We start from the raw sequence: 19,009 nt of genomic DNA on the forward strand, positions 1-19,009 counted from the left end.
TTCTTCCGTTAATTATTAACATCCGTACTCAGCCATTAAGCCTTTAAAATGCTCTTTCTCAGCTTCTGTTGTTGCCGAAGCCATGCCTTCTTTCACTGCGTCGCATACGGCAGAACTGCCGCCACCGCTGTTGCCACGCTTATGATCTTTTGTATCCACCGAAGTTTCCGATGCCGTTGATGTAGATTGCTGTTGCTGCTCACTCGAGTTTGCGCCGCTATTACCCGAGCTGCCGGCAGAACCCGAAGCACCACCTGCAGCACCAGAACCGCTACCACTGGCAGCATCAGCAAGGCTGCCGGAAGCCGACGCAGTGGCCTCTTCCATACACTCTGCCGAGTCATCTAAAGAGGCAAACAGCGCCGCCTCTTCAAGCGCAATGCGTTCTTGCAGAGTGAGAGTGCTGGGGTCGACGTCGTCGAACTCTATGTAGGCGCAGTCGGAATAGCTTTTCTCCTGCGCTTCAGCTACACCACTGCTCAAGCAAAACACAGCCAGAAAACACACGGGCGCGTATGCAAAGAAGTTAATGAGTGATGAACTGATTTTATCCACGGCAGGAACCTATAAAATGACTTGAGGGGTATTACTTATCTTTAACAAGTTAAGGTTATTATATTCCTTAATGTAAATAAACTGTAAATGTGAAATTTCTGCGGGGAAGCTGGCTGATTGCTGCTATTTACATCACTCCATCATTACCCTGGAAACGCTGTAGCATGAAGTCAATCAACAGCCTTACCCTATATGGAATATTGTCTCTGTCCCGGTAGAGCATTTCACACCCGCGGGCCTGGTTGCTCCAGTCCGGTAAAATGTGTTGAATTTTGCCCGACTCGAGCAGAGGTTGCGCGTGGTAGTCGGGAATAAAACCAACACCTATGCCACCGGCTATCACTTCAGTCAGTAAACTCATGTCATCCACTTTTAAGCGTATGTTGTCGGTAGCCGTATAAGCCTGCTTTTCACCCGAGTGAATATGCTGCAGACTCCAGGTCAGCATAGGCGAACACAGCACCGTGGGTAACCCGGCTAAGTCGGCGGGAGCCTTTATGTGGGATACGTCCAAATTTGCCGGACCGCAAATAGCAAAACGAATATTGGTTAACTGTCGGCCAATCCAGTGAGTTGCGCTGTGATGACCAATGCGAAAAGCCAAGTCCATGGCTTCTTCATCAATGTCGATAGTTTGGTTTGATAGCTTTAAGTCGAGCTCAATGTCCGGATACTGCTTCATAAACGCATTAAAATGATGAACCAGTACCTGAACGCTGAAATTAATTGGGGCAGAAATTCTTATCGTACCCTTGGCCTCGTTTCTGTCTTGCTGCAGGCACGCAGCCACATTGTCCAGCTCGTCGAAAATAGGCGCACTTCTGCGGTAATACCGTTGCCCCGCAAAGGTTAGTTGCACACGGTGAGCGTCCCTATTAAAAAGCCGCAACGCTAAGTCTTGTTCCAGCTTGGCAATTCTGCGGCTGAGCGTGGAAAGCGGCATTTGTAAGGCAACCGCCGCTTGTTTAAAACTGCCATACTGCGCCACCATACAGAAGCAGCGCATGTCATCCAGTGAGTAATTAGGTTTCATATTTGGAATTTTAACTCCCATTTTCTCTTATTTATACCGTAAATAGAATCTATACACTGTCAGCCATGTTTTCTCAAGTTTCTTCCTGCGGAGATACGTATGAACCGCTCAGCCAATACAAACGCTGTTTTGCTATTACTATTATGCGCTTTCTTCTGGGGAGCTTCCTTTCACGTAGGCAAACACGCTCTGGGAGAAGTTCACGCCCTGACGTTAGTTATTTGGCGTTTTGCTATAGCCGCCGCTTGTCTGTTTGCCTTTATAAAGTGGAAGCGCATACCCATACCCGAGTTAAAAGCTAAACAATGGCTGTGGGTCGTTGGCGTTTCAGTTGTAGGCGTAGGCGGACTCAACCTAGGGCTATTCACCGGCCTGGCTCAAACCAACGCCAGCAATGGCGCTTTGATTATGGCACTAAGCCCGTTAACCACATCGCTAATTGGCTCTTTATTACAGCGTAAGCTGCTGACCCGCGGTGCCGTATTCAGCCTGGTGGTTTGCTTGTCGGGCGTGTTGCTAGTGCTGACTAACGGCGAACTGAAACGCTTACTCAGTTTCGAATTTAACCACGGTGACCAGATCATCTTTTTAGGTATGTTGTGCTGGAGCCTCTACACCTACTTAACACAAGGTATTAGCCGCTGGATGCCTATGATCCCCTATACCTTTATTGGCATGTTAGCCGGCCTTGGCGTTATTTCTGTAGTAGCGGCGTTTAGCGCGGAAGCCCACCCTGTTCAGGAAAGCCTGGCAATAAGCCAAATTGTCTTAGCCGACTTACTCTTTATTGGTGTTTTTGGCACCGTGGGTGGCTACCTTTTATGGATTTCCGGCGTCAAACAGCTTGGTGCCGCAAACGCCTCTTTGTTTTTCAACTTCGTGCCCATTTTCGCCGCACTTACCGCCGTCACTTTTGGCCAGAACGTTACCGGTTTACAGCTGCTTGGTATGGCGGTTGTCATTTCAGGACTGCTACTGCCCCGACTGACTCATTGGCGACAGCAGCGCTTTGCACGAATGGGGTGAGATGTGTTTTAGCGTGACAGTAGTGCTTCTAATTAAGTGACCACATTTAGTTGACCACTACAATTCACAGATTTTTTTAAATTCGAAGATCGCTAGAAAGATTTTACGTAAAACACCTTGCAGATTGTCAACTAATAGTATAACTTTATACAACAACTTACCCATCTTCCACGCGTGGCGACATACAGACCCCTGGAGTTGGGCGAAAGAACCGACCTTTGCGTCGGTTTTTTCATTTCAGGGATGGAAAGTTTGAGAACAAGAATTTATATCGATGGCTACAATTTGTATTTTGGCTGTTTAAAGGGGACTCCCTATAAATGGCTTAACCCAGTCTCGTTATCTGAAAAACTTCTCACTCGCTCAGGCGCTCCGAATTCGAAGTTAGACCCGCTTGCAGTTAAATTTTTCACAGCTGAAATTAGTCAACGAGCAGCTGCTGACTCCAATTCTCTTAATGATCAACGTGCTTATCACTTAGCTCTCAAGCTCCACTTGGGTGACCGTCTGGAAACCTTCAAAGGTAGCTACTCAATTGATAAAACAAAATTCCCTAAAGTAGAGTACGGTAACGACGGTAGGGAGTTAGAGCCACGCGCTTCTGAACGCATTAAAATCTGGAAAATGGAAGAAAAACAAAGTGATGTTCACCTTGCGCTTGAAGCTGTTTACGACGCGATGATGGAACCAGAGCTAGAACAAGTCGTTTTTGTAACGAACGACACAGACTTTGTACCTGCTCTAAAGAAAATTCGAGAATACAACAAACTAAACCGTCATCGTCAAATACAAATAGGTGTTGTTATTCCTATAAAACGGTACGAAGACTACCGTAAACCCAATAATAGCTTAAGCACCCTATCCGATTGGACTATTCATTTTATAGATGAATGTGAGCTTGCTCAGTCTCAGATGCCTTGCCGCGTTCGAGGCGCAAGAAAATCGGCAATAAGGCCTTTTAGCTGGTTCAAGCACCCCGAAGAAATTGAAAAAATTATATCAATTTTAAGTGATAAAACCCTAGAAGCAAGTCCTGCTAAAGCTTGGAAGTGGCTTGAAAAACCACTTTATCCATCGGAAGATCTTGAGAATATTAACGGCTTACCCTGCGACCAGCTAGACAATAAAGATTCGCTAAAAATCATTCTACAGCACGTTCAAGCCTATGCGGCCTATAAACGCTCACGACTCTAATTGACAGTGTTAGTTAAATCGACATTAATCTTGTAGTTAAACCATCGACTCACCAACTAATTTTCATTAGTAATAACTAATACTGAAAGCCTTTAAAAATGGTGGCCCCTCCCAGATTTGAACTGGGGACCAACCGATTATGAGTCGGGTGCTCTAACCACTGAGCTAAGGGGCCATTTTTGATTGGAAGCTGTGAAGCGGCGCAAATTATACGAACTTTTTAGGCTTTTGTCATGGGTATCAGCACGTTAAATCGTGAAGTTTTATCAACTTTTTCATAACTGATGTCGCCACCCTGGCTGTGCAGTGTGTCCCGCACTACCTTAAGCCCTATGCCATACTGGGTTGGTGCCAGCTCGTCGGCGTGGAAAAGTAAATGCTTGTTTTTCTCTTCTATGCCCGTGCTTTCGTCGCTAACGGCAATTTTTATAAAGTTTTCTTCAGCAGTTGCCTGCAACATAATTTCGGAATTTACCGGCACAAAGCTCATTATATGGCGTATTAAATAGTCCATTGCAAAACGCACAAGTAAGGGGTCAGCCTCTAGCTTCAGCCCTTTTTCTGCTATGGCGGTTAGCGTAATATCTTTTTCGTTACTATGGCCTTCGTGGTAGTCGGCCAGGTTCTGCAGAAAGTCTTCTACATCCAGTGACACGGCTTTGCCATTGCCCATTTCTGAGGTAACTTTCTCAAACGAATTAAACAGTTCGGTTAGCTGCGAAACCTTGCCCTTAATGTCGTCTTCACTCATTTTTGAGAGCTTGCGCTGCATGTCTTCCAAATCGGCTAATACCAGCGCTGTCATTGAGCGCGCAATGCGCCCTACCAGGGTTTTCTGGTTAGCCATAATAACTTTGTTCATCTGCTGGCTAAGCTCACGCTCTTTGGCCTGAATTTTCTGACGCGCCTGGTACAACAACAGCAATAATGGCTGAATTTCTGGTATCTCGGTGGTAACGGTAACGGCCTGAGAGCTGTCTTCGGCCTGCACCACAATGCGGTCACGTTCAGAGTGCCAGTTGCGGTTAAACACCGACTCGCACACCACCAATATGCCACCAATAATGGCCAGCAAAACAAAGAGTACGCTGACAATAATAGAGAAGTCTGCCGGTACCAGCTGCACTTCTTTTTTCAGCCAAATGCCCAGGTTGTAATGGTTGGTCTCGGGGCAGGCGGCGACCACGGTTGCCACACGGTCATTCGACTGTACCGAAACTACCTCGCGTTGCTGCTCTAAAGAGCGCTGTACTGCGGAACGAACAATAGGAACATCGTCATTACTAATGCCAATTTCCGAGGCGCTACTGCCGCTGGTTGGGAATGCGAAGCCCATAAAGCCTTGGGCTGTGTGCCAGAAACCACCTTTAACGCCCTTAGTGTCAGCTATAGCGTCGCTGAGCGCCTGATGCATTAAGTCGGGGTTGGCTACTTGTTGTTGCGGTGATTCAGAAGCAGGGAACAGGCTATTTACCGCTAATTGCACATTCTGGCAGGAGCGACTCATGGCATTTTGATTGCGCTGCAGGGTTTCGCCTGCAGAAAACCAGAACGCAACTAGCAAACCGCCGACAGCCACTGCAATTAACGCAATAGCCAGACGGCGGTTATGTTTAGTGTGAGATGAGAGAGACTGCACTTACCTCACTCTCTATTTTTAAGGTAAATTGTAAAAACTGCGGGCATTTTGATAAAAGACTTTATCAACTGCCTCTTCGCTATCCAGAGCATTCACAATATTGGTGATATCTGAAGGCTCGAATGAACGATTACTGCGTGTGCCCGGTAAATCGGTACCAAACATCAACGCGTCCGGGTTCGTTTCATTCAGGGTTTTAATGGCCTCTTCAATATTCACTTCAGTACGACCAAAACCACTGGCTTTAATTTTTACGCCACCTTCGGCTAAACGACGAACCTGAGACAAGCCCGACTTCGCCATACCTAGGTGGTCAACACTGAGTTTCGGCAGTTTAAGCAGAGTAGGAACCATGTCGTCCAGCTCGCGGCTGTCAACATAGATTTCCAGGTGCCATCCGGCTAAGTCCCAAATGCGCTTACCAAAATCAACAATACCTTCAATATCACGATGCACACCGCGCTTCAAGTTAACGCGCACACCGCGAATGCCGTGCTCTTTCAACTGCTGAATTTTTTCATCGCTAACAGTTCCCGGCAACTGGGTAACACCCACAAAGTTGTTGCCCAGGTTCTCCAGCGCGGCTTTCAGGTAGCGCTGTTCAAAACCCTGGAACGAACCTGACACAATGACTCCGCCTTCAATAGGCATGCCACGTACCAGGTTACGATAGTCATCAATGTAAAAAGGCTCAGGGATATGACCTTGGTTTTCAATTAGCGGAAACTCGTCATCATAAATGTGTAAATGCGAGTCAATAATACGTTTCGGCCAATTGTCACGGTTGTTACCCATGCTGCCTCCTTTGTCAGAGAATATCTTACTCATCCAAGAACGATTTAAGCTGCTCTGAGCGGCTTGGATGGCGAAGCTTTCTTAATGCTTTGGCTTCAATTTGACGAATTCGTTCACGCGTCACATCAAACTGCTTGCCCACTTCTTCTAAAGTATGGTCGGTATTCATATCAATACCAAAGCGCATACGCAATACTTTCGCTTCACGTGCCGTTAAACCACCAAGCACATCGCGAACCGAGTTACGCAGGCTTTCTGATGTTGCCGAGTCAATTGGCAAGTCCAGCGTGCTGTCTTCAATAAAGTCACCCAGATGCGAATCTTCATCGTCGCCAATTGGGGTTTCCATTGAAATAGGTTCTTTCGCTATTTTCAGTACTTTGCGAATTTTGTCTTCCGGCATCATCATGCGCTCTGCCAGTTCTTCCGGCAGTGGCTCGCGGCCCATTTCCTGCAACATTTGGCGAGAAATACGGTTCAGCTTATTGATGGTTTCAATCATATGAACCGGGATACGAATAGTACGCGCCTGGTCCGCAATTGAACGGGTAATTGCCTGACGGATCCACCAGGTTGCATAAGTTGAGAACTTATAACCACGGCGGTATTCGAATTTGTCCACGGCTTTCATCAAACCAATGTTACCTTCCTGAATTAAGTCCAGGAACTGTAAGCCGCGGTTGGTGTATTTTTTCGCAATGGAGATAACCAAACGCAGGTTAGCTTCAACCATTTCTTTTTTCGCACGGCGCGCTTTGGCTTCGCCAATGGACATGCGACGGTTAATTTCTTTAACTTTACCAATGGTTAAGCCAGTTTCGCGTTCAACATCAACCAGCTTGTTTACACAGCGTTCAATTTCGCCGCGCACTTCTTTCAATGTGTCGGAGTAGCTTGCACCAGAGTCAATTTCTTTATCAACCCAGGCCATGTTGTTTTCATGGGTAGCAAAAGCTTTCATGAAGTTGCGTTTAGGCATTTCGCCCTGTTCAACGCTTATCTTCATAATAATACGTTCCTGCACACGAACACGCTGCATCATGGCACGCATGTCTTTAACCAAACGGTCAAATTGCTTAGGAACCAAACGGAACTGTTTGAATAAGTCGCTTAACTTATCGATTTCAACACGAGCACCGGCACCATCACGGCCATGCTTAGCAATCGCCTGACGTGTAGCTTCGTATTGTTCGCGCAGTGCATTAAATTTGCTGCGTGCAAATTCCGGATCAATACCAGTATCCGCTTCTTCCTCGTCTTCGTCATCATCGTCGTCTGATTTTTCCAGCTCTTCGGTTGGAAGTTCAGAACCAACGTTAGTAGCGGCTACAGGCGCTTCGTCTACTTCGTCTGGGTCGATGAATCCGGAAATAATGTCGGTTAAGCGCAGCTCTTCGGCTTCGTAAGAGTCCCACTGCTCAAGCAAGAAGTTAATGGCTTCCGGGTATTCTGCAACAGAGCACTGAACCTGGTTAATGCCTTCTTCAATACGCTTGGCAATGTCAATTTCGCCTTCACGAGTCAGTAGCTCAACGGTCCCCATTTCACGCATGTACATGCGCACTGGGTCAGTTGTGCGGCCAATTTCGCCATCGACAGAGGCTAATGCTTGCGCAGCTTCTTCGGCAGCGTCTTCATCTGCAGCACTTTCTGCCATCATCAGATCATCGGCATCGGGTGCGCTTTCAAACACGCGAATACCCATGTCGTTGATCATGCGAATAATGTCTTCAACCTGATCGGAATCAACAATTTCCTGCGGTAAATGGTCATTGACCTCAGCAAATGTCAAAAACCCTTGTTCTTTGCCTTTCGCAATAAGGACCTTAAGTTGCGATTGCCGATTCTGCTGCATACAGACGTTCCACCTGTGACTGTGAATGTAGAGTATCCAAAATGACCAAATAGTATATCAGAATACTGATTTTGAAGCTAGCGTAAGGCGTACCCTGATGTACTATCTTGCCTTACTTAAATACTGAATCAGCGTCTGATATTCCTGACGCTCAACTCGTGTTAATGCACCTTCCTGCTCTTTCTTTAAAAGTGCGTTCGCGCGCTGCTCAAAATATTGGTCAATTAGATAAATAAATATATCGTTAAATTCTTGCTCAACGTTATCTTCGTCAAGCTGATGTTGCCATAACGCGAGTTTCTGCAAAGGCTGGTAATACTCGGTATCGCGCCAGCCTTCTAACACCTGCGCCGTGGTCATTTGGCGTTCTGCACACTGCTTGTGCAAAGCTATTAGTAAATCAATGCCGCTAACCTGCAGTTCTCGTAGTTCCTCACGAACCGGAACCGATTGCGCCAGTTGCGGGTATTGCAGTAACAAAGCAATGGCTTTGCGTAACGGCGTCATTTTTACGCTTTCTTTTGGTCGCGACTGACGTTGCGGCTTTTCAAACTGACGCTCCAGTTGCGACGTTTCGCGGCGAAGCTTTTCTGCTAACCGCTGCATTAAGGTGTCGCGATAATATTCACTCGCCACTTTCTCAATTAAGGGTTTTGCAATATTCAGTAATTGAGAGCGTCCGGCATCGCTACTAACGTCAATGTCGGCCTGTAAATGCTCGAAGAAATATTCAGTGAATGGTGTCGCCTTTTTTAATTCACGCTCAAAGGCTTCGGCACCGTGCTCGCGCACAACTGAATCTGGGTCTTCACCTTCCGGCAAGAACAGAAACGCCATATCCAGGCCGTCGCGCAACAGTGGCAACGCATTTTCTAATGCACGCCAGGCAGCGTCGCGGCCTGCGCGGTCACCGTCGTAACAACAAACAATTCTGCCACTAGTACGGAATAAACGCTGTAATTGTTCACTGGTAGTAGCCGTACCCAACGACGCAACGGCGTAGTGAATGCCCGCTTCGGACAAAGCCACCACGTCCATATACCCTTCGACAATACAAACCTGTTCTGGTTTCCTTACGGCCTGTTGCATATGCCAGTAACCGTATAACTCACTGCCTTTGTGAAACAGGCGGGTTTCCGGAGAGTTTAAGTACTTAGGTCCGTCGCCATCAATAATGCGACCACCAAAGCCCACCACCCGGCCACGCCGGTCATGAATAGGAAACATGACCCTGTCACGAAAAAAGTCGTAATGCCGGCCTTTCTCGTTACGGTTAATAAGCTTTAATTCCAGTAACTGCTGGCGTTGCGGGGCCGAGCTACCAAATGTGCTTAGCAGGCCGTCCCAGGCGTCGGGTGCATAGCCAATTTGAAAACGTTTTACCGTTTCGCCGCTTAAACCCCGACCTTTTAAGTAGTCTATAACCCGATTTGAGTTTTCATGGTGCTTTAACTGATGCTGGAAAAAACGAGCTGTTTTACTCATAAGCTCCGAGTCGTCCTGCATCTGTTGTTGTTTCTTTTGTGCTAGCTGAGGGTTCTCCGGTTGTTCCCGAGGAACCTCCACTCCCATAATGCCGGCCAGTTCTTCCACCGCGTCGGGGAAGTTTAAACCGTCAAATTCCATTAGAAAATCAATAGCGTTACCGTGCACCCCACAGCCAAAGCAATGGTAAAACTGCTTGTCTTGGCTAACGGTAAACGACGGCGTTTTCTCATTATGGAACGGGCAACAGGCCTGATGGTTTCTACCGGCCTTTTTCAACGGTACGCGGCTATCAACTATTTCAACAATGTCTGCTCGTTCGAGCAAGTCATGGATAAAGCTTTTGGGGATCAGGCCTGCCATATTGTTTCAATACCGAAGTTGCGAAAACAAGAAAGTTGCGAAAACAAAAAGTAGCAGAAACACGAAAGCCGCGACGATATAGTCACGGCTTTCAGCACTTTACGGAAAAGTGAACACTCAAATTGTCGTAGGTATGGTCTTAGTAAAGACGAGTACGACGAGCGTTATCACGAGACAGTTTTTTCGCGTGACGCTTTACCGCAGCAGCTTTCTTGCGCTTACGCTCTGAAGTCGGCTTTTCATAGTGCTCGCGACGACGAACTTCAGAGAGAACACCTGCTTTTTCACAAGAGCGCTTAAAGCGACGCAAAGCTACGTCAAACGGCTCGTTTTCTTTCACTTTAACGACTGGCATTAAAAAATCACCTCGGGTAAATTATCTGTTTCGGTTAAAAATTAACCACTACGGGTTCAATTGGTGCTGAATTGTACCGACTCAGATTCGCCTTGTAAAGTGTTATCCGAAGCATCCCATCCAGGGTCATTATCGCTAAGCAGTTCGCGGACTGGCGTAGAGTGCAGGAAAAGCGTACTGACTAAATCCTGTAAATTATTTGGTTTTTCTTTGTACGACAAACCGAGTTGCCATAACTGTGGGCCGACCGACCTAATACTTCGGGTTATCAATTGCTGAAGCAAAATGGTTTCGTCGTCTGTTTTGACTCTGACTTCAGCTTCTAAGCCTCTGCTGTCCTCGATATTAACCGGCGAGGTGCCAAAGTAATTAAATGCGATGCCTTTATTGGAAATATCCACAATTTTACCGGTAAGAGGCTCACCGAGTTTATCTTTTAGCTGCAGCTGGAGTCTTGCATCGCAATTTACGCCAACCCTTGGTGACGACCGCAGAATTTCCACACTGGCATTTCTGGGGTAACTGACAAACAAAAGTTTTTGTGGGTATTGAGTAATGTGGAGAATGTCGACCACGCCGGTTACCTGCTCGCCTTTTGGAGAGACCGTTTTTATTGCAACATTCTTTTCTGTAGCCAGCATTGGCAAGATATCTTGCCAGCAATACTGTCTGGAAAGTTCCAGAATAAGATAATCGGGATGCTGTTGACCCACCAGCGTCATATTTAAGCGTTTATAGCTCTGCTTATCTTTAATCTGGACTTCGACGGACTGCCTGAATCCACTGTTTGCCAAAACATCGCTGTTCTCCCGCATCAGTGTTAACCCCTGCTTTATTATTTTTATGAAACTCATCATAGCTTATATCTAAGGTTTTTTAAGCCACAGACTAATTATTTTTATTTGATGTCAATTGACGTCATTTAATGCATACACTGTAAGCTCTTCCTCAAAACCTGTTGTTTGGTGTTTGTCATCGTTAGACTGGATTTGAGCTTAAGTAGTAAGGATACGAGTTTGGCTGAAGTGCATCCGGACAACAATTTTCCCTATCCAATACCAGCGCGTTACCAGTCAATAAAATTGCTGGGACAAGGTGGTAGTGGCCTGGTCTATAAAGCCTACGACCAGCGTTTAAAACGCACGGTTGCGATTAAGTTTGCCCGCTCGCCCTCTATTGTCAGCCGCCACAGGCTGGTAAATGAAGCGCGTTTGTTATCCAGTGTTGACCACCCTGCTCTTTGCCGCGTGTTTGATGTTGGCGAACCGGAAGTTTCTTCCTCTTCACTGTTTATGGTGCTTGAGTACATTGAAGGCAAACCTTTAAGCAAGCAACGCAGCTGCCTGTCTGTTTATGACGCCGCCAAAGTGGTTAAATCTCTTACTGACGGGGTTTGTCGTATGCACGAGGCCGGTTACGCTCACAACGATATTACCGCCCAGAACATTATGATCCGCTCAGCAGACAATGCTGAAGGCGAGAGCAATAATTCCGCGGTTCTGGTAGATTTGAGCATTGCGGCACCGAGTTCACCCACAACCATTAAGCGCGATATATACCAACTGGGCGCGTTACTTTTGTCGTTACTGACCAACATGAAGCCGGAGCAGTTTTTTCTGCGTCCAATAGCGCACCGTAACCGACTTCCTGCCGAACTCAGTCGCATAATAAAGAAGGCACTCTCCGCAGAACCGAACGAGGGCTTTCAACATTGCCGTGAGCTTCAGCAGGAGCTTGATGGCTGGCTCCGAAACTATCAGTTAAGAAAACGTTTCTTCTGGCTGGGGGCTGGTGGTGCTGCCATTTTGGTTATTATTTTTGTCTTGTTCATTTTTTTGCGGGAGCAGACAAACCGACATTTGCTGGATGGTTACTCGGTTGAACAGAACCAATACGCACATGCGCTTGTTTTTGCTCATTATTCACGACATCTTGCCAACGGCGGCCAGCTTCAACAGGCAGCGGAGCAGGCTGAGTTAGCGCTTACCCACTTCGACGACGCTGTAGCAAGCAGTCCTGAGCTGCTGAAGTACCACTCTGAACGCGCTCATTTTGTGCTAAGTTCAGACAACATTTTTACCCGCTCACAACGCACGACTATGCTGCTTAATGCCATTAATGAACTGGGTAACCCGGATATCTATGAAGAAAAAGCGGCTGCCCATTATTTGCGGGCAGAAATGTATTTAGGTCTCGCTGAACTTAATAGCGAACAACCACATTTAGTTGAACGATGGAAAGCATCTGCGCTGAGTTCAGTAGAAGCAGCGATCAAGCACCAGCCTGATGTCGATCGCTACCAGCAATTACGTACTGAAATCGATAAGTCTCAGTCCAGTGCCGGGACGGATTGATCTCTTAAGCGGTAAAACTCTTTTACATAGTCATCAAAAGTACCGGCATCCAGTGCGTCGCGCATATCACTCATTACTTTTTGATAAAAGCGCAGGTTATGAATGGTATTCAGGCGTGACCCCAACATCTCATTGGTACGATCCAAATGGTGCAAATACGCCCGCGAATAATTTTTGCAGGTGTAGCAGTCGCAGTTTTCATCCAGCGGAGAGGTGTCTGTACGGTGCACTGCATTACGAATTTTTACTACGCCAGTGCTAATAAATAAGTGACCATTACGCGCGTTACGCGTTGGCATAACGCAGTCGAACATATCAATGCCGCGACGCACGGCTTCAACTAAGTCTTCCGGCTTGCCCACACCCATTAAATAGCGAGGTTTTTGCTCGGGCATTTGCGGCGCAGTGTGCTCTAAAATGCGCATCATATCTTCTTTCGGCTCACCTACCGACAAACCACCAATAGCGTAACCGTCGAACCCGATATCGGTCAGACCTTTCAGAGAAATATCGCGCAGCTCTTCGTACATGCCGCCCTGAATAATACCGAACAACGCGGCTTTGCTCTCACCGTGTTCTTGTTTAGAGCGTTCGGCCCAGCGCAACGAAAGCTCCATTGAACTGCGTGCTTCTGCCTGCGTGGCAGGAAACGGCGTGCATTCATCAAATATCATGACAATATCTGAACCCAGCTCGCGTTGAACCTGCATAGACTTTTCCGGGGTCAGCAGTATTTTCTCACCGTTAATGGGCGAACGGAAAGTCACGCCCTCTTCGGTAATTTTACGAAGCTCACCCAGACTGAACACCTGAAAACCGCCGGAGTCGGTCAGAATAGGCTTGTCCCAGTTCATAAAGTCGTGCAAGTCGCCATGCTGCTGGATAATTTGCGTCCCCGGACGCAGCATTAGGTGAAAGGTATTACCCAGGCAGATTTGTGCGCCGGTGTCTTTTACCTCTTCTGGTGTCATACCTTTTACGGTACCCAGAGTACCTACCGGCATAAACGCTGGCGTTTCTACGGTTCCACGTTCAAATACCATGCGCCCACGACGCGCGCGACCACTGGTTTTGTCTAATTCAAATTTCATTGTCATAAGTATTCACTTCAGTGTATTAAGTTTAGCGCTGTAACAGCATGGCGTCGCCGTAGCTAAAAACGCGATAGCGCTCTTTAATGGCTTCATTATAAGCCTTCATAATTAAATCACGACCAACAAATGCCGAAACCAGCATAATGAGCGTGGACTCGGGCAGGTGAAAGTTGGTTATCATGCTATCGACCACTTTAAATTCATAACCCGGATAAATAAAAATATCGGTGTCATCAAAAAACGGTTCAATGTCTTCTGACTCTGAAGCCTGAGCAGCTGACTCGAGCGAGCGAACGGAGGTTGTACCAACCGCCACCACCCGGCCGCCCTCAGCCTTGGTTTGCTTAATGGCATGACAGGTTTCAGCACTGACTTTGGCGTACTCACTGTGCATTACATGGTCGTTAATGTCTTCAACACGAACCGGCTGGAAGGTTCCGGCGCCTACGTGCAGAGTCACATAGGCAAAGTTCACGCCTTTATCGCGCAGCTGTTGCAGTATCTCGTCGTCAAAATGCAGACCGGCGGTAGGGGCAGCAACAGCACCCGGCTCGCGGTTATAAACGGTTTGGTAACGCTCTTTATCAGAGCTTTCATCCGGACGGTCAATGTACGGCGGCAAAGGCATATGCCCGTATTGCTCAAGCAGTTCCAGTACCGTCTTGTCATGTTCAAACTTCAGTTCAAAGAGTGCGTCGTGGCGCGCCAGCATGGTTATCTTTACGTGGCCTTCCAACAGCAATTCAGCACCCGCTTTGGGAGCGCGGTTAGCACGGACATGCGCAAGCACCCTATGGTCATCCAGTAGTCGCTCGACCAGAACCTCGACTTTACCACCGGACACTTTTTCGCCCAGCAAACGCGCAGGAATAACCCGGGTGTCATTAAACACCAACAAGTCACCGGCGTTTATCTCATCCACAATATTTTTAAAGTGTTTATGCTCAATGCTGTTTTCACTGGCTTTTACCGAGAGCAACCTACTGGCACTACGTTGCTCCTGCGGATAGCGGGCAATAAGCTCATCGGGTAGCTCAAATGAAAAGTCACTGACTTTTAAAGTAGAATGATTGGTATCTGACATATCCGTGCTGTAATTGCGAGATGTAGTGAAGCGCGGATTTTACTGGAAAGTAGGCAGCCTGTCACTGTTGCAGGCTGCCCGTTTATCGCAAGTTTATGCTACGCCGAAAATTGCTTTTAAAATGTAGAAGAAAATAATCGACATAATGGCACCCGCCGGCAAGGTAACCACCCACGAAATAACGATGTTGCGAACAACACCAAGATTCAGAGCGGCAATACCGCGCGCCATGCCGACACCCAATACCGCGCCGACTAGCGTTTGAGTCGTTGATATGGGTAGCCCGGTACCTGAGGCAAGAACCACGGTTGACGCAGCAGCAAGTTCCGCCGCAAAACCACGACTGGGGGTTAAGTGCGTAATACCATTACCAATGGTGGCAATAACACGTTTACCCAGCATAGCCAGACCAGCAACAATACCAACCGCACCTAAAGGCAGAACCCACCAGGCCAATGTCGCTTTACTGCCAATATCACCACCGCTGGTTACCACACTCACCACTGCAGCAAGAGGACCAATAGCGTTAGCCACGTCATTTGAGCCATGCGCGAAAGCCATCGCACAGGCAGTGACCACCATCAGTACTGCAAAGACTTTCTCTACGTTGGTGTAGTGCATGTCTTTGTCGTCTGAGGGGTTAAATTTAAGACGTCCAATGGCAAACTTTCCGATAGCAAACACCAGTACCGCAATACCTAATGCCCACAGGAAACCTTCAATGCTGCCAAGATTCAGCCCTACGTGCTTAAGACCTTTTTTGATGGTGACCAGCGACAACACAAAGCCCGCTAACCCCATATAGTAAGGAACATAACGCTTGGCCATTGCTAACGGATTAGAGCGGTCAAAAATGAGCTTCTGTGCACTCATAAATATGAGGTAAGCAATGAACCCGGATATGGCCGGAGTGACGACCCAGCTTCCAACCACCCCCCCGACTTTTGCCCACTGTACCGACTCCATGCTAACGCCGACAGCAGAGAAACCAACAATGGCACCAATAATGGAGTGAGTGGTTGATACCGGCCAGCCAAGATAAGAGGCAATTAAGAGCCAGAACCCGGCAGCTAATAACGCTGAAATCATACCGAACACAAGCAGTTCTGGCTGATTGACAAAGTAAGCCGAGTCAATAATCCCCTTCCGAATGGTTGAGGTAACCTCACCACCCGCCAGGTAAGCCCCCGCAAACTCAAAAACCATTGCGATAACAATCGCCTGCTTTATGGTCAGCGCCTTGGATCCAACGGAGGTACCCATAGCATTGGCAACATCATTTGCGCCGATACCCCAGGCCATAAAGAAACCGAAAACCGCGGCCATCCCGATAAGCAGGACGCTATAGCTAGAAATAATATCCATAAATCAGACTCCGCTTAGACGCGCGCTAGCATTAGTTCGAAACGTGCACCGACTCGTTCAGCCAGGTCGGCTAAGTCGCCAACCCAGTCAAGAATACGGTATAAGAACATCGCATCTACAGGGTTCATATCGAGCTCGATTTTACGTAGATCCTGACGCAGTTTAATTTGAAGTTGATCGGTGTCGGCTTCAATGGCATCAAGTTCTATAATGAAGTTATCGACAAGGTCTCGTTCGCGTCCTTTAAAACCAGTTTCCAGCAAGTCATCAAACTCGCCGATGGTTTCGCGGGCTTTATCGGTCGCATCCAGACAACGGTTTAAGTAAGCATCAAAATCTTTAATCAGTGGTTCCGGGATAATCAACTCACGCCCCGTAACCAGACCGGAGATGTCTTTGGCTTTATTGGCAATTTTGTCCTGCTGAGAAACCAGCTCAAGCAAGTCCGCTCGCTCTACAGGCATAAATAAGCCACTGGGAAGGTTCAAACGGATTTTACGCTTCATATCATCCGCGGTTGATTCGTGTTTTACGATGGTTGCACGAGCCACTTCTGCGCTTTTCCAATCCTTCGAATAAACCGCTTTAAAGAAATCTTTAAGCGCATAAGCGCAGCGGTGCACTTCGTCCATGTGCTCAATCATCGGTTTAATAGGGGACTTTGCAAATACCCCAAGAAATGAGTTCACTGACATAACATTATCCGATTTTTTTCAGCCGATGTTAGCTGCGGCGAATGTTAGCGAAATCTAAAGGTAAAGGGAACCGTAAGATTTGATTAATTCATCACTCGCTGAACGCCCGTTCTATTTGAGTTCGCTGAGTATCCACTTCAGCTTCCACTTGTCTTAACAACTGGTGTGCGTTGTCCATTTCGTTGACTAATTGCTGTAACTGCACTGAGAATCCGTTAACTTTGTCTGTTTGCTGCTCCGCCAACCGAAATGAAGTTTTAGCTTCCTCGGTTGAAGCCTGCGCCTGAGCAGAAACCTCATTTGCAGTTTCTACCAGGCGTTCAACGAATTGCTGTTGCGAATGACTTGCCTCAGCAATGTCCTGGTAGCCTTTTTCAATGGAAAGCGATGCGTCCGTCAGTTGGTTCAGAGAGTCGTTAATACCACCAAGAGAGGACTGTGTTTTCTGCGCCAACTGCCGGACTTCGTCAGCCACCACTGCAAAACCGCGCCCTTGCTCTCCCGCTCTGGCAGCTTCAATGGCGGCATTCAGCGCCAGTAAATTGGTTTGATCGGCAATGCCTGAAATAATGGACAGCGCGTCTTTTACCTCATTTACCGAATGGTCCAGCTCTTCGGCGGAGCGTTTGGCCGTTTCAATCGCTTTTTCATTCAGCTCTGAGGCGTCTCTTAATTTAAGAATATGTTGGCGACTCTGTTTCATTGAGTCTTGGGTATCTAGCGCATTCTTTTCCAGAGTATTGGTGCACTGGTTTAATTCTTCAGTTAATTCGCTCAGTTCAGTAATACCGTGAATAGTATCCGATGCGGATGACTGCGTATCGGCAGAGGATTGCACAATCTGCTGTAACTCTTGTATTACCCGCTTCAACGCTTCATTAACTACCGTCATTTGCTGAGACTTTTCCTCGTCGCTACGCTGAGTCTGTTCAAGTATGCCGTTAAAGAACCGGGCAATCTCCGCCATCTCGGTGTCACGATCGGCGTTAGGTAAATAGTTGAGTTCCTGCTTAACCAACAAAGTCTCCATGGCATTGCGTAAGCTTCGCAGAGGCGTCAGAACCATGCGTTTAAGTAACACAAAGTTCAGTATGGCAAACACCAACAGCACCGCCACCAAGGCCACAAGACTCAGCTTTATCTGCATCAGGCTGGCTTGCTGATCTTTCAAGAGACTCTGCTCTACCTTTACAGCCAGTGACTGAATGTTGGCAATGTCATCGGAAATCGAAGCAAAGGCTTCACGTCTCGACTGAATAAGCTGTAATGTAGAGGACAGCTCTTTTGGGTACCGCTGAATTAAGCTGTTCATTTCTGAAATGATTTTCGGCCCCAGCTCTTTGGCTTCTCGCGGTACAAGCATCATTGACTGGTCGGGCAGCTCTTCTTTTACACCTAGCTTGGGTAATTGCTGCAGCCGGGCAATTTCTTTTTGCATAGCGGTAAGCACTTGCTCCAGTGCCTGCTCCTCGGCCTCACCATTAGATAAACGTTCCCGCGTATGCACCAGGTCAGCAATTAATAACACTAAGTCGCTACCGATACTTTGATAAGTTTCGGCAGCCGCCGGGTTATTGCTGCTACCTTTTTGCACGTAGTCAAACAAACGAGATAATTCGTTAAATAAAGACCGCTCGGCATTTACTAGCAGAGCAGCCTCCTGACCAGAGAGTTTACCTATGGCGCGGTAGTCGTCAGATATTCTGCTGCGGATGATATCCAACTGTTCCTGCATAACCGAAGTGGAGACTAAATTCAGTGTACCAAGCTGGGCGTTCACCTCATTGACCGAGGCCTCGGCCTGGTTCAGTAAAAGCGCATTCCCCGATTGCAGATAACCACTGAGCTCGGTTACTACTTCAACCATCAGTTTCTCTTTTATCGATGAGTAAATATTCTGCTGTTGTTCAAAGTGCTGCAATTGACTATTAGCCCAAATAAGCACTGACAAAAACACCAACGACAAGCCCAGCAAAGAAAAAGAAGAAACACGACTAAAAGTTGAAACGCGCATAAATAAGCCCAGTTGATATCACCGGGCTAGCTTAAGACGTTTTTATGACAGCTTAATGAAAAAAGCCGCGGCAATTGCCACGGCTCTGAGGTTTTCTGAGGTA

General features: G+C 47.3%; 16 protein-coding genes and 1 tRNA gene. 3 read left to right on the forward strand and 14 right to left on the reverse strand.

The window, feature by feature from the left end; genetic code table 11:
- Nucleotides 1–15 precede the first annotated feature (15 nt).
- Nucleotides 16–555: a hypothetical protein gene (locus tag B2U97_RS11885; protein ID WP_272990507.1), complete on the reverse strand. Its 540-nt coding sequence runs from the start codon at nucleotides 553–555 to the stop codon at nucleotides 16–18.
- A 127-nt stretch (nucleotides 556–682) separates the two neighbouring features.
- A complete protein-coding gene (locus tag B2U97_RS11890; RefSeq protein ID WP_272990509.1) occupies nucleotides 683–1,588 on the reverse strand; it encodes a LysR family transcriptional regulator in 906 nt (301 codons plus the stop codon).
- A gap of 99 nt (nucleotides 1,589–1,687) precedes the next feature.
- Here B2U97_RS11890 and B2U97_RS11895 point away from each other — a divergent pair, with 99 nt between their 5' ends.
- Complete coding sequence (locus tag B2U97_RS11895) at nucleotides 1,688–2,614, forward strand: DMT family transporter (protein WP_272990513.1); 927 nt, start codon at nucleotides 1,688–1,690, stop codon at nucleotides 2,612–2,614.
- A gap of 252 nt (nucleotides 2,615–2,866) precedes the next feature.
- The gene (locus tag B2U97_RS11900; RefSeq protein ID WP_034822182.1) at nucleotides 2,867–3,808 is read left to right on the forward strand and encodes an NYN domain-containing protein; all 942 of its coding nucleotides are present in this window, start codon (nucleotides 2,867–2,869) and stop codon (nucleotides 3,806–3,808) included.
- Nucleotides 3,809–3,907: 99 nt separating this feature from the next.
- Here the strand turns inward: B2U97_RS11900 and B2U97_RS11905 are convergent.
- From B2U97_RS11905 to B2U97_RS11935, 7 genes are all read right to left on the reverse strand, one after another.
- Nucleotides 3,908–3,983, reverse strand: a tRNA-Ile gene (locus B2U97_RS11905).
- A 45-nt stretch (nucleotides 3,984–4,028) separates the two neighbouring features.
- A complete protein-coding gene (locus B2U97_RS11910) occupies nucleotides 4,029–5,447 on the reverse strand; it encodes a sensor histidine kinase (protein ID WP_034822135.1) in 1,419 nt (472 codons plus the stop codon).
- A gap of 18 nt (nucleotides 5,448–5,465) precedes the next feature.
- The gene (locus B2U97_RS11915; RefSeq protein ID WP_011235426.1) at nucleotides 5,466–6,242 is read right to left on the reverse strand and encodes an amidohydrolase family protein; all 777 of its coding nucleotides are present in this window, start codon (nucleotides 6,240–6,242) and stop codon (nucleotides 5,466–5,468) included.
- Nucleotides 6,243–6,267: 25 nt separating this feature from the next.
- Entirely contained in the window at nucleotides 6,268–8,097 is a 1,830-nt protein-coding gene (gene rpoD, locus B2U97_RS11920) for an RNA polymerase sigma factor RpoD (RefSeq protein ID WP_034822133.1), read from the reverse strand.
- 102 nt (nucleotides 8,098–8,199) lie between these two features.
- Complete coding sequence (gene dnaG, locus B2U97_RS11925) at nucleotides 8,200–9,945, reverse strand: DNA primase (RefSeq protein ID WP_114981667.1); 1,746 nt, start codon at nucleotides 9,943–9,945, stop codon at nucleotides 8,200–8,202.
- Nucleotides 9,946–10,084: 139 nt separating this feature from the next.
- Nucleotides 10,085–10,300: a 30S ribosomal protein S21 gene (rpsU, locus tag B2U97_RS11930; protein ID WP_011235429.1), complete on the reverse strand. Its 216-nt coding sequence runs from the start codon at nucleotides 10,298–10,300 to the stop codon at nucleotides 10,085–10,087.
- Between the two features lie 56 nt (nucleotides 10,301–10,356).
- The gene (locus tag B2U97_RS11935; RefSeq protein ID WP_114981666.1) at nucleotides 10,357–11,115 is read right to left on the reverse strand and encodes a glycosyltransferase; all 759 of its coding nucleotides are present in this window, start codon (nucleotides 11,113–11,115) and stop codon (nucleotides 10,357–10,359) included.
- Between the two features lie 210 nt (nucleotides 11,116–11,325).
- Between B2U97_RS11935 and B2U97_RS11940 the strand changes: the two genes are divergently transcribed.
- Nucleotides 11,326–12,654 carry a serine/threonine protein kinase gene (locus B2U97_RS11940; RefSeq protein WP_286823218.1) on the forward strand — a complete coding sequence of 443 codons (1,329 nt, stop codon included), beginning with the start codon at nucleotides 11,326–11,328 and terminating at the stop codon, nucleotides 12,652–12,654.
- Here B2U97_RS11940 and tgt read toward each other — a convergent pair.
- From tgt to B2U97_RS11965, 5 genes are all read right to left on the reverse strand, one after another.
- Nucleotides 12,630–13,745 (reverse strand): tRNA guanosine(34) transglycosylase Tgt, encoded by a 1,116-nt coding sequence (tgt, locus tag B2U97_RS11945; protein WP_016341397.1) that lies wholly within the window; start codon nucleotides 13,743–13,745, stop codon nucleotides 12,630–12,632. The two genes, B2U97_RS11940 and tgt, sit on opposite strands and share 25 nt — an antisense overlap.
- A 31-nt stretch (nucleotides 13,746–13,776) precedes the next feature.
- Nucleotides 13,777–14,832, reverse strand: a complete 1,056-nt coding sequence (queA, locus tag B2U97_RS11950; RefSeq protein WP_286830538.1) for a tRNA preQ1(34) S-adenosylmethionine ribosyltransferase-isomerase QueA — start codon at nucleotides 14,830–14,832, stop codon at nucleotides 13,777–13,779.
- A gap of 93 nt (nucleotides 14,833–14,925) precedes the next feature.
- A complete protein-coding gene (locus B2U97_RS11955; RefSeq protein WP_286823180.1) occupies nucleotides 14,926–16,197 on the reverse strand; it encodes an inorganic phosphate transporter in 1,272 nt (423 codons plus the stop codon).
- A gap of 14 nt (nucleotides 16,198–16,211) precedes the next feature.
- Nucleotides 16,212–16,892 (reverse strand): TIGR00153 family protein, encoded by a 681-nt coding sequence (locus tag B2U97_RS11960; protein ID WP_011235435.1) that lies wholly within the window; start codon nucleotides 16,890–16,892, stop codon nucleotides 16,212–16,214.
- A gap of 91 nt (nucleotides 16,893–16,983) precedes the next feature.
- A complete protein-coding gene (locus B2U97_RS11965; RefSeq protein WP_034822121.1) occupies nucleotides 16,984–18,906 on the reverse strand; it encodes a methyl-accepting chemotaxis protein in 1,923 nt (640 codons plus the stop codon).
- Nucleotides 18,907–19,009 lie beyond the last annotated feature (103 nt).

The sequence above is a fragment of the Idiomarina sp. UBA3176 genome, from assembly GCF_002364295.1.
Lineage (GTDB): Bacteria > Pseudomonadota > Gammaproteobacteria > Enterobacterales > Alteromonadaceae > Idiomarina > Idiomarina loihiensis.

Coding starts and splice junctions, on each gene's coding strand:
- B2U97_RS11915 (WP_011235426.1), bottom strand. CDS start 6,242: ATGGGTAACAACCGTGACAATTGGCCGAAACGTATTATTGACTCGCAT.
- B2U97_RS11890 (WP_272990509.1), bottom strand. CDS start 1,588: ATGAAACCTAATTACTCACTGGATGACATGCGCTGCTTCTGTATGGTG.
- rpoD (WP_034822133.1), bottom strand. CDS start 8,097: ATGCAGCAGAATCGGCAATCGCAACTTAAGGTCCTTATTGCGAAAGGC.
- B2U97_RS11895 (WP_272990513.1), top strand. CDS start 1,688: ATGAACCGCTCAGCCAATACAAACGCTGTTTTGCTATTACTATTATGC.
- B2U97_RS11960 (WP_011235435.1), bottom strand. CDS start 16,892: ATGTCAGTGAACTCATTTCTTGGGGTATTTGCAAAGTCCCCTATTAAA.
- queA (WP_286830538.1), bottom strand. CDS start 14,832: ATGTCAGATACCAATCATTCTACTTTAAAAGTCAGTGACTTTTCATTT.
- B2U97_RS11935 (WP_114981666.1), bottom strand. CDS start 11,115: ATGCGGGAGAACAGCGATGTTTTGGCAAACAGTGGATTCAGGCAGTCC.
- B2U97_RS11965 (WP_034822121.1), bottom strand. CDS start 18,906: ATGCGCGTTTCAACTTTTAGTCGTGTTTCTTCTTTTTCTTTGCTGGGC.
- B2U97_RS11955 (WP_286823180.1), bottom strand. CDS start 16,197: ATGGATATTATTTCTAGCTATAGCGTCCTGCTTATCGGGATGGCCGCG.
- dnaG (WP_114981667.1), bottom strand. CDS start 9,945: ATGGCAGGCCTGATCCCCAAAAGCTTTATCCATGACTTGCTCGAACGA.
- rpsU (WP_011235429.1), bottom strand. CDS start 10,300: ATGCCAGTCGTTAAAGTGAAAGAAAACGAGCCGTTTGACGTAGCTTTG.
- tgt (WP_016341397.1), bottom strand. CDS start 13,745: ATGAAATTTGAATTAGACAAAACCAGTGGTCGCGCGCGTCGTGGGCGC.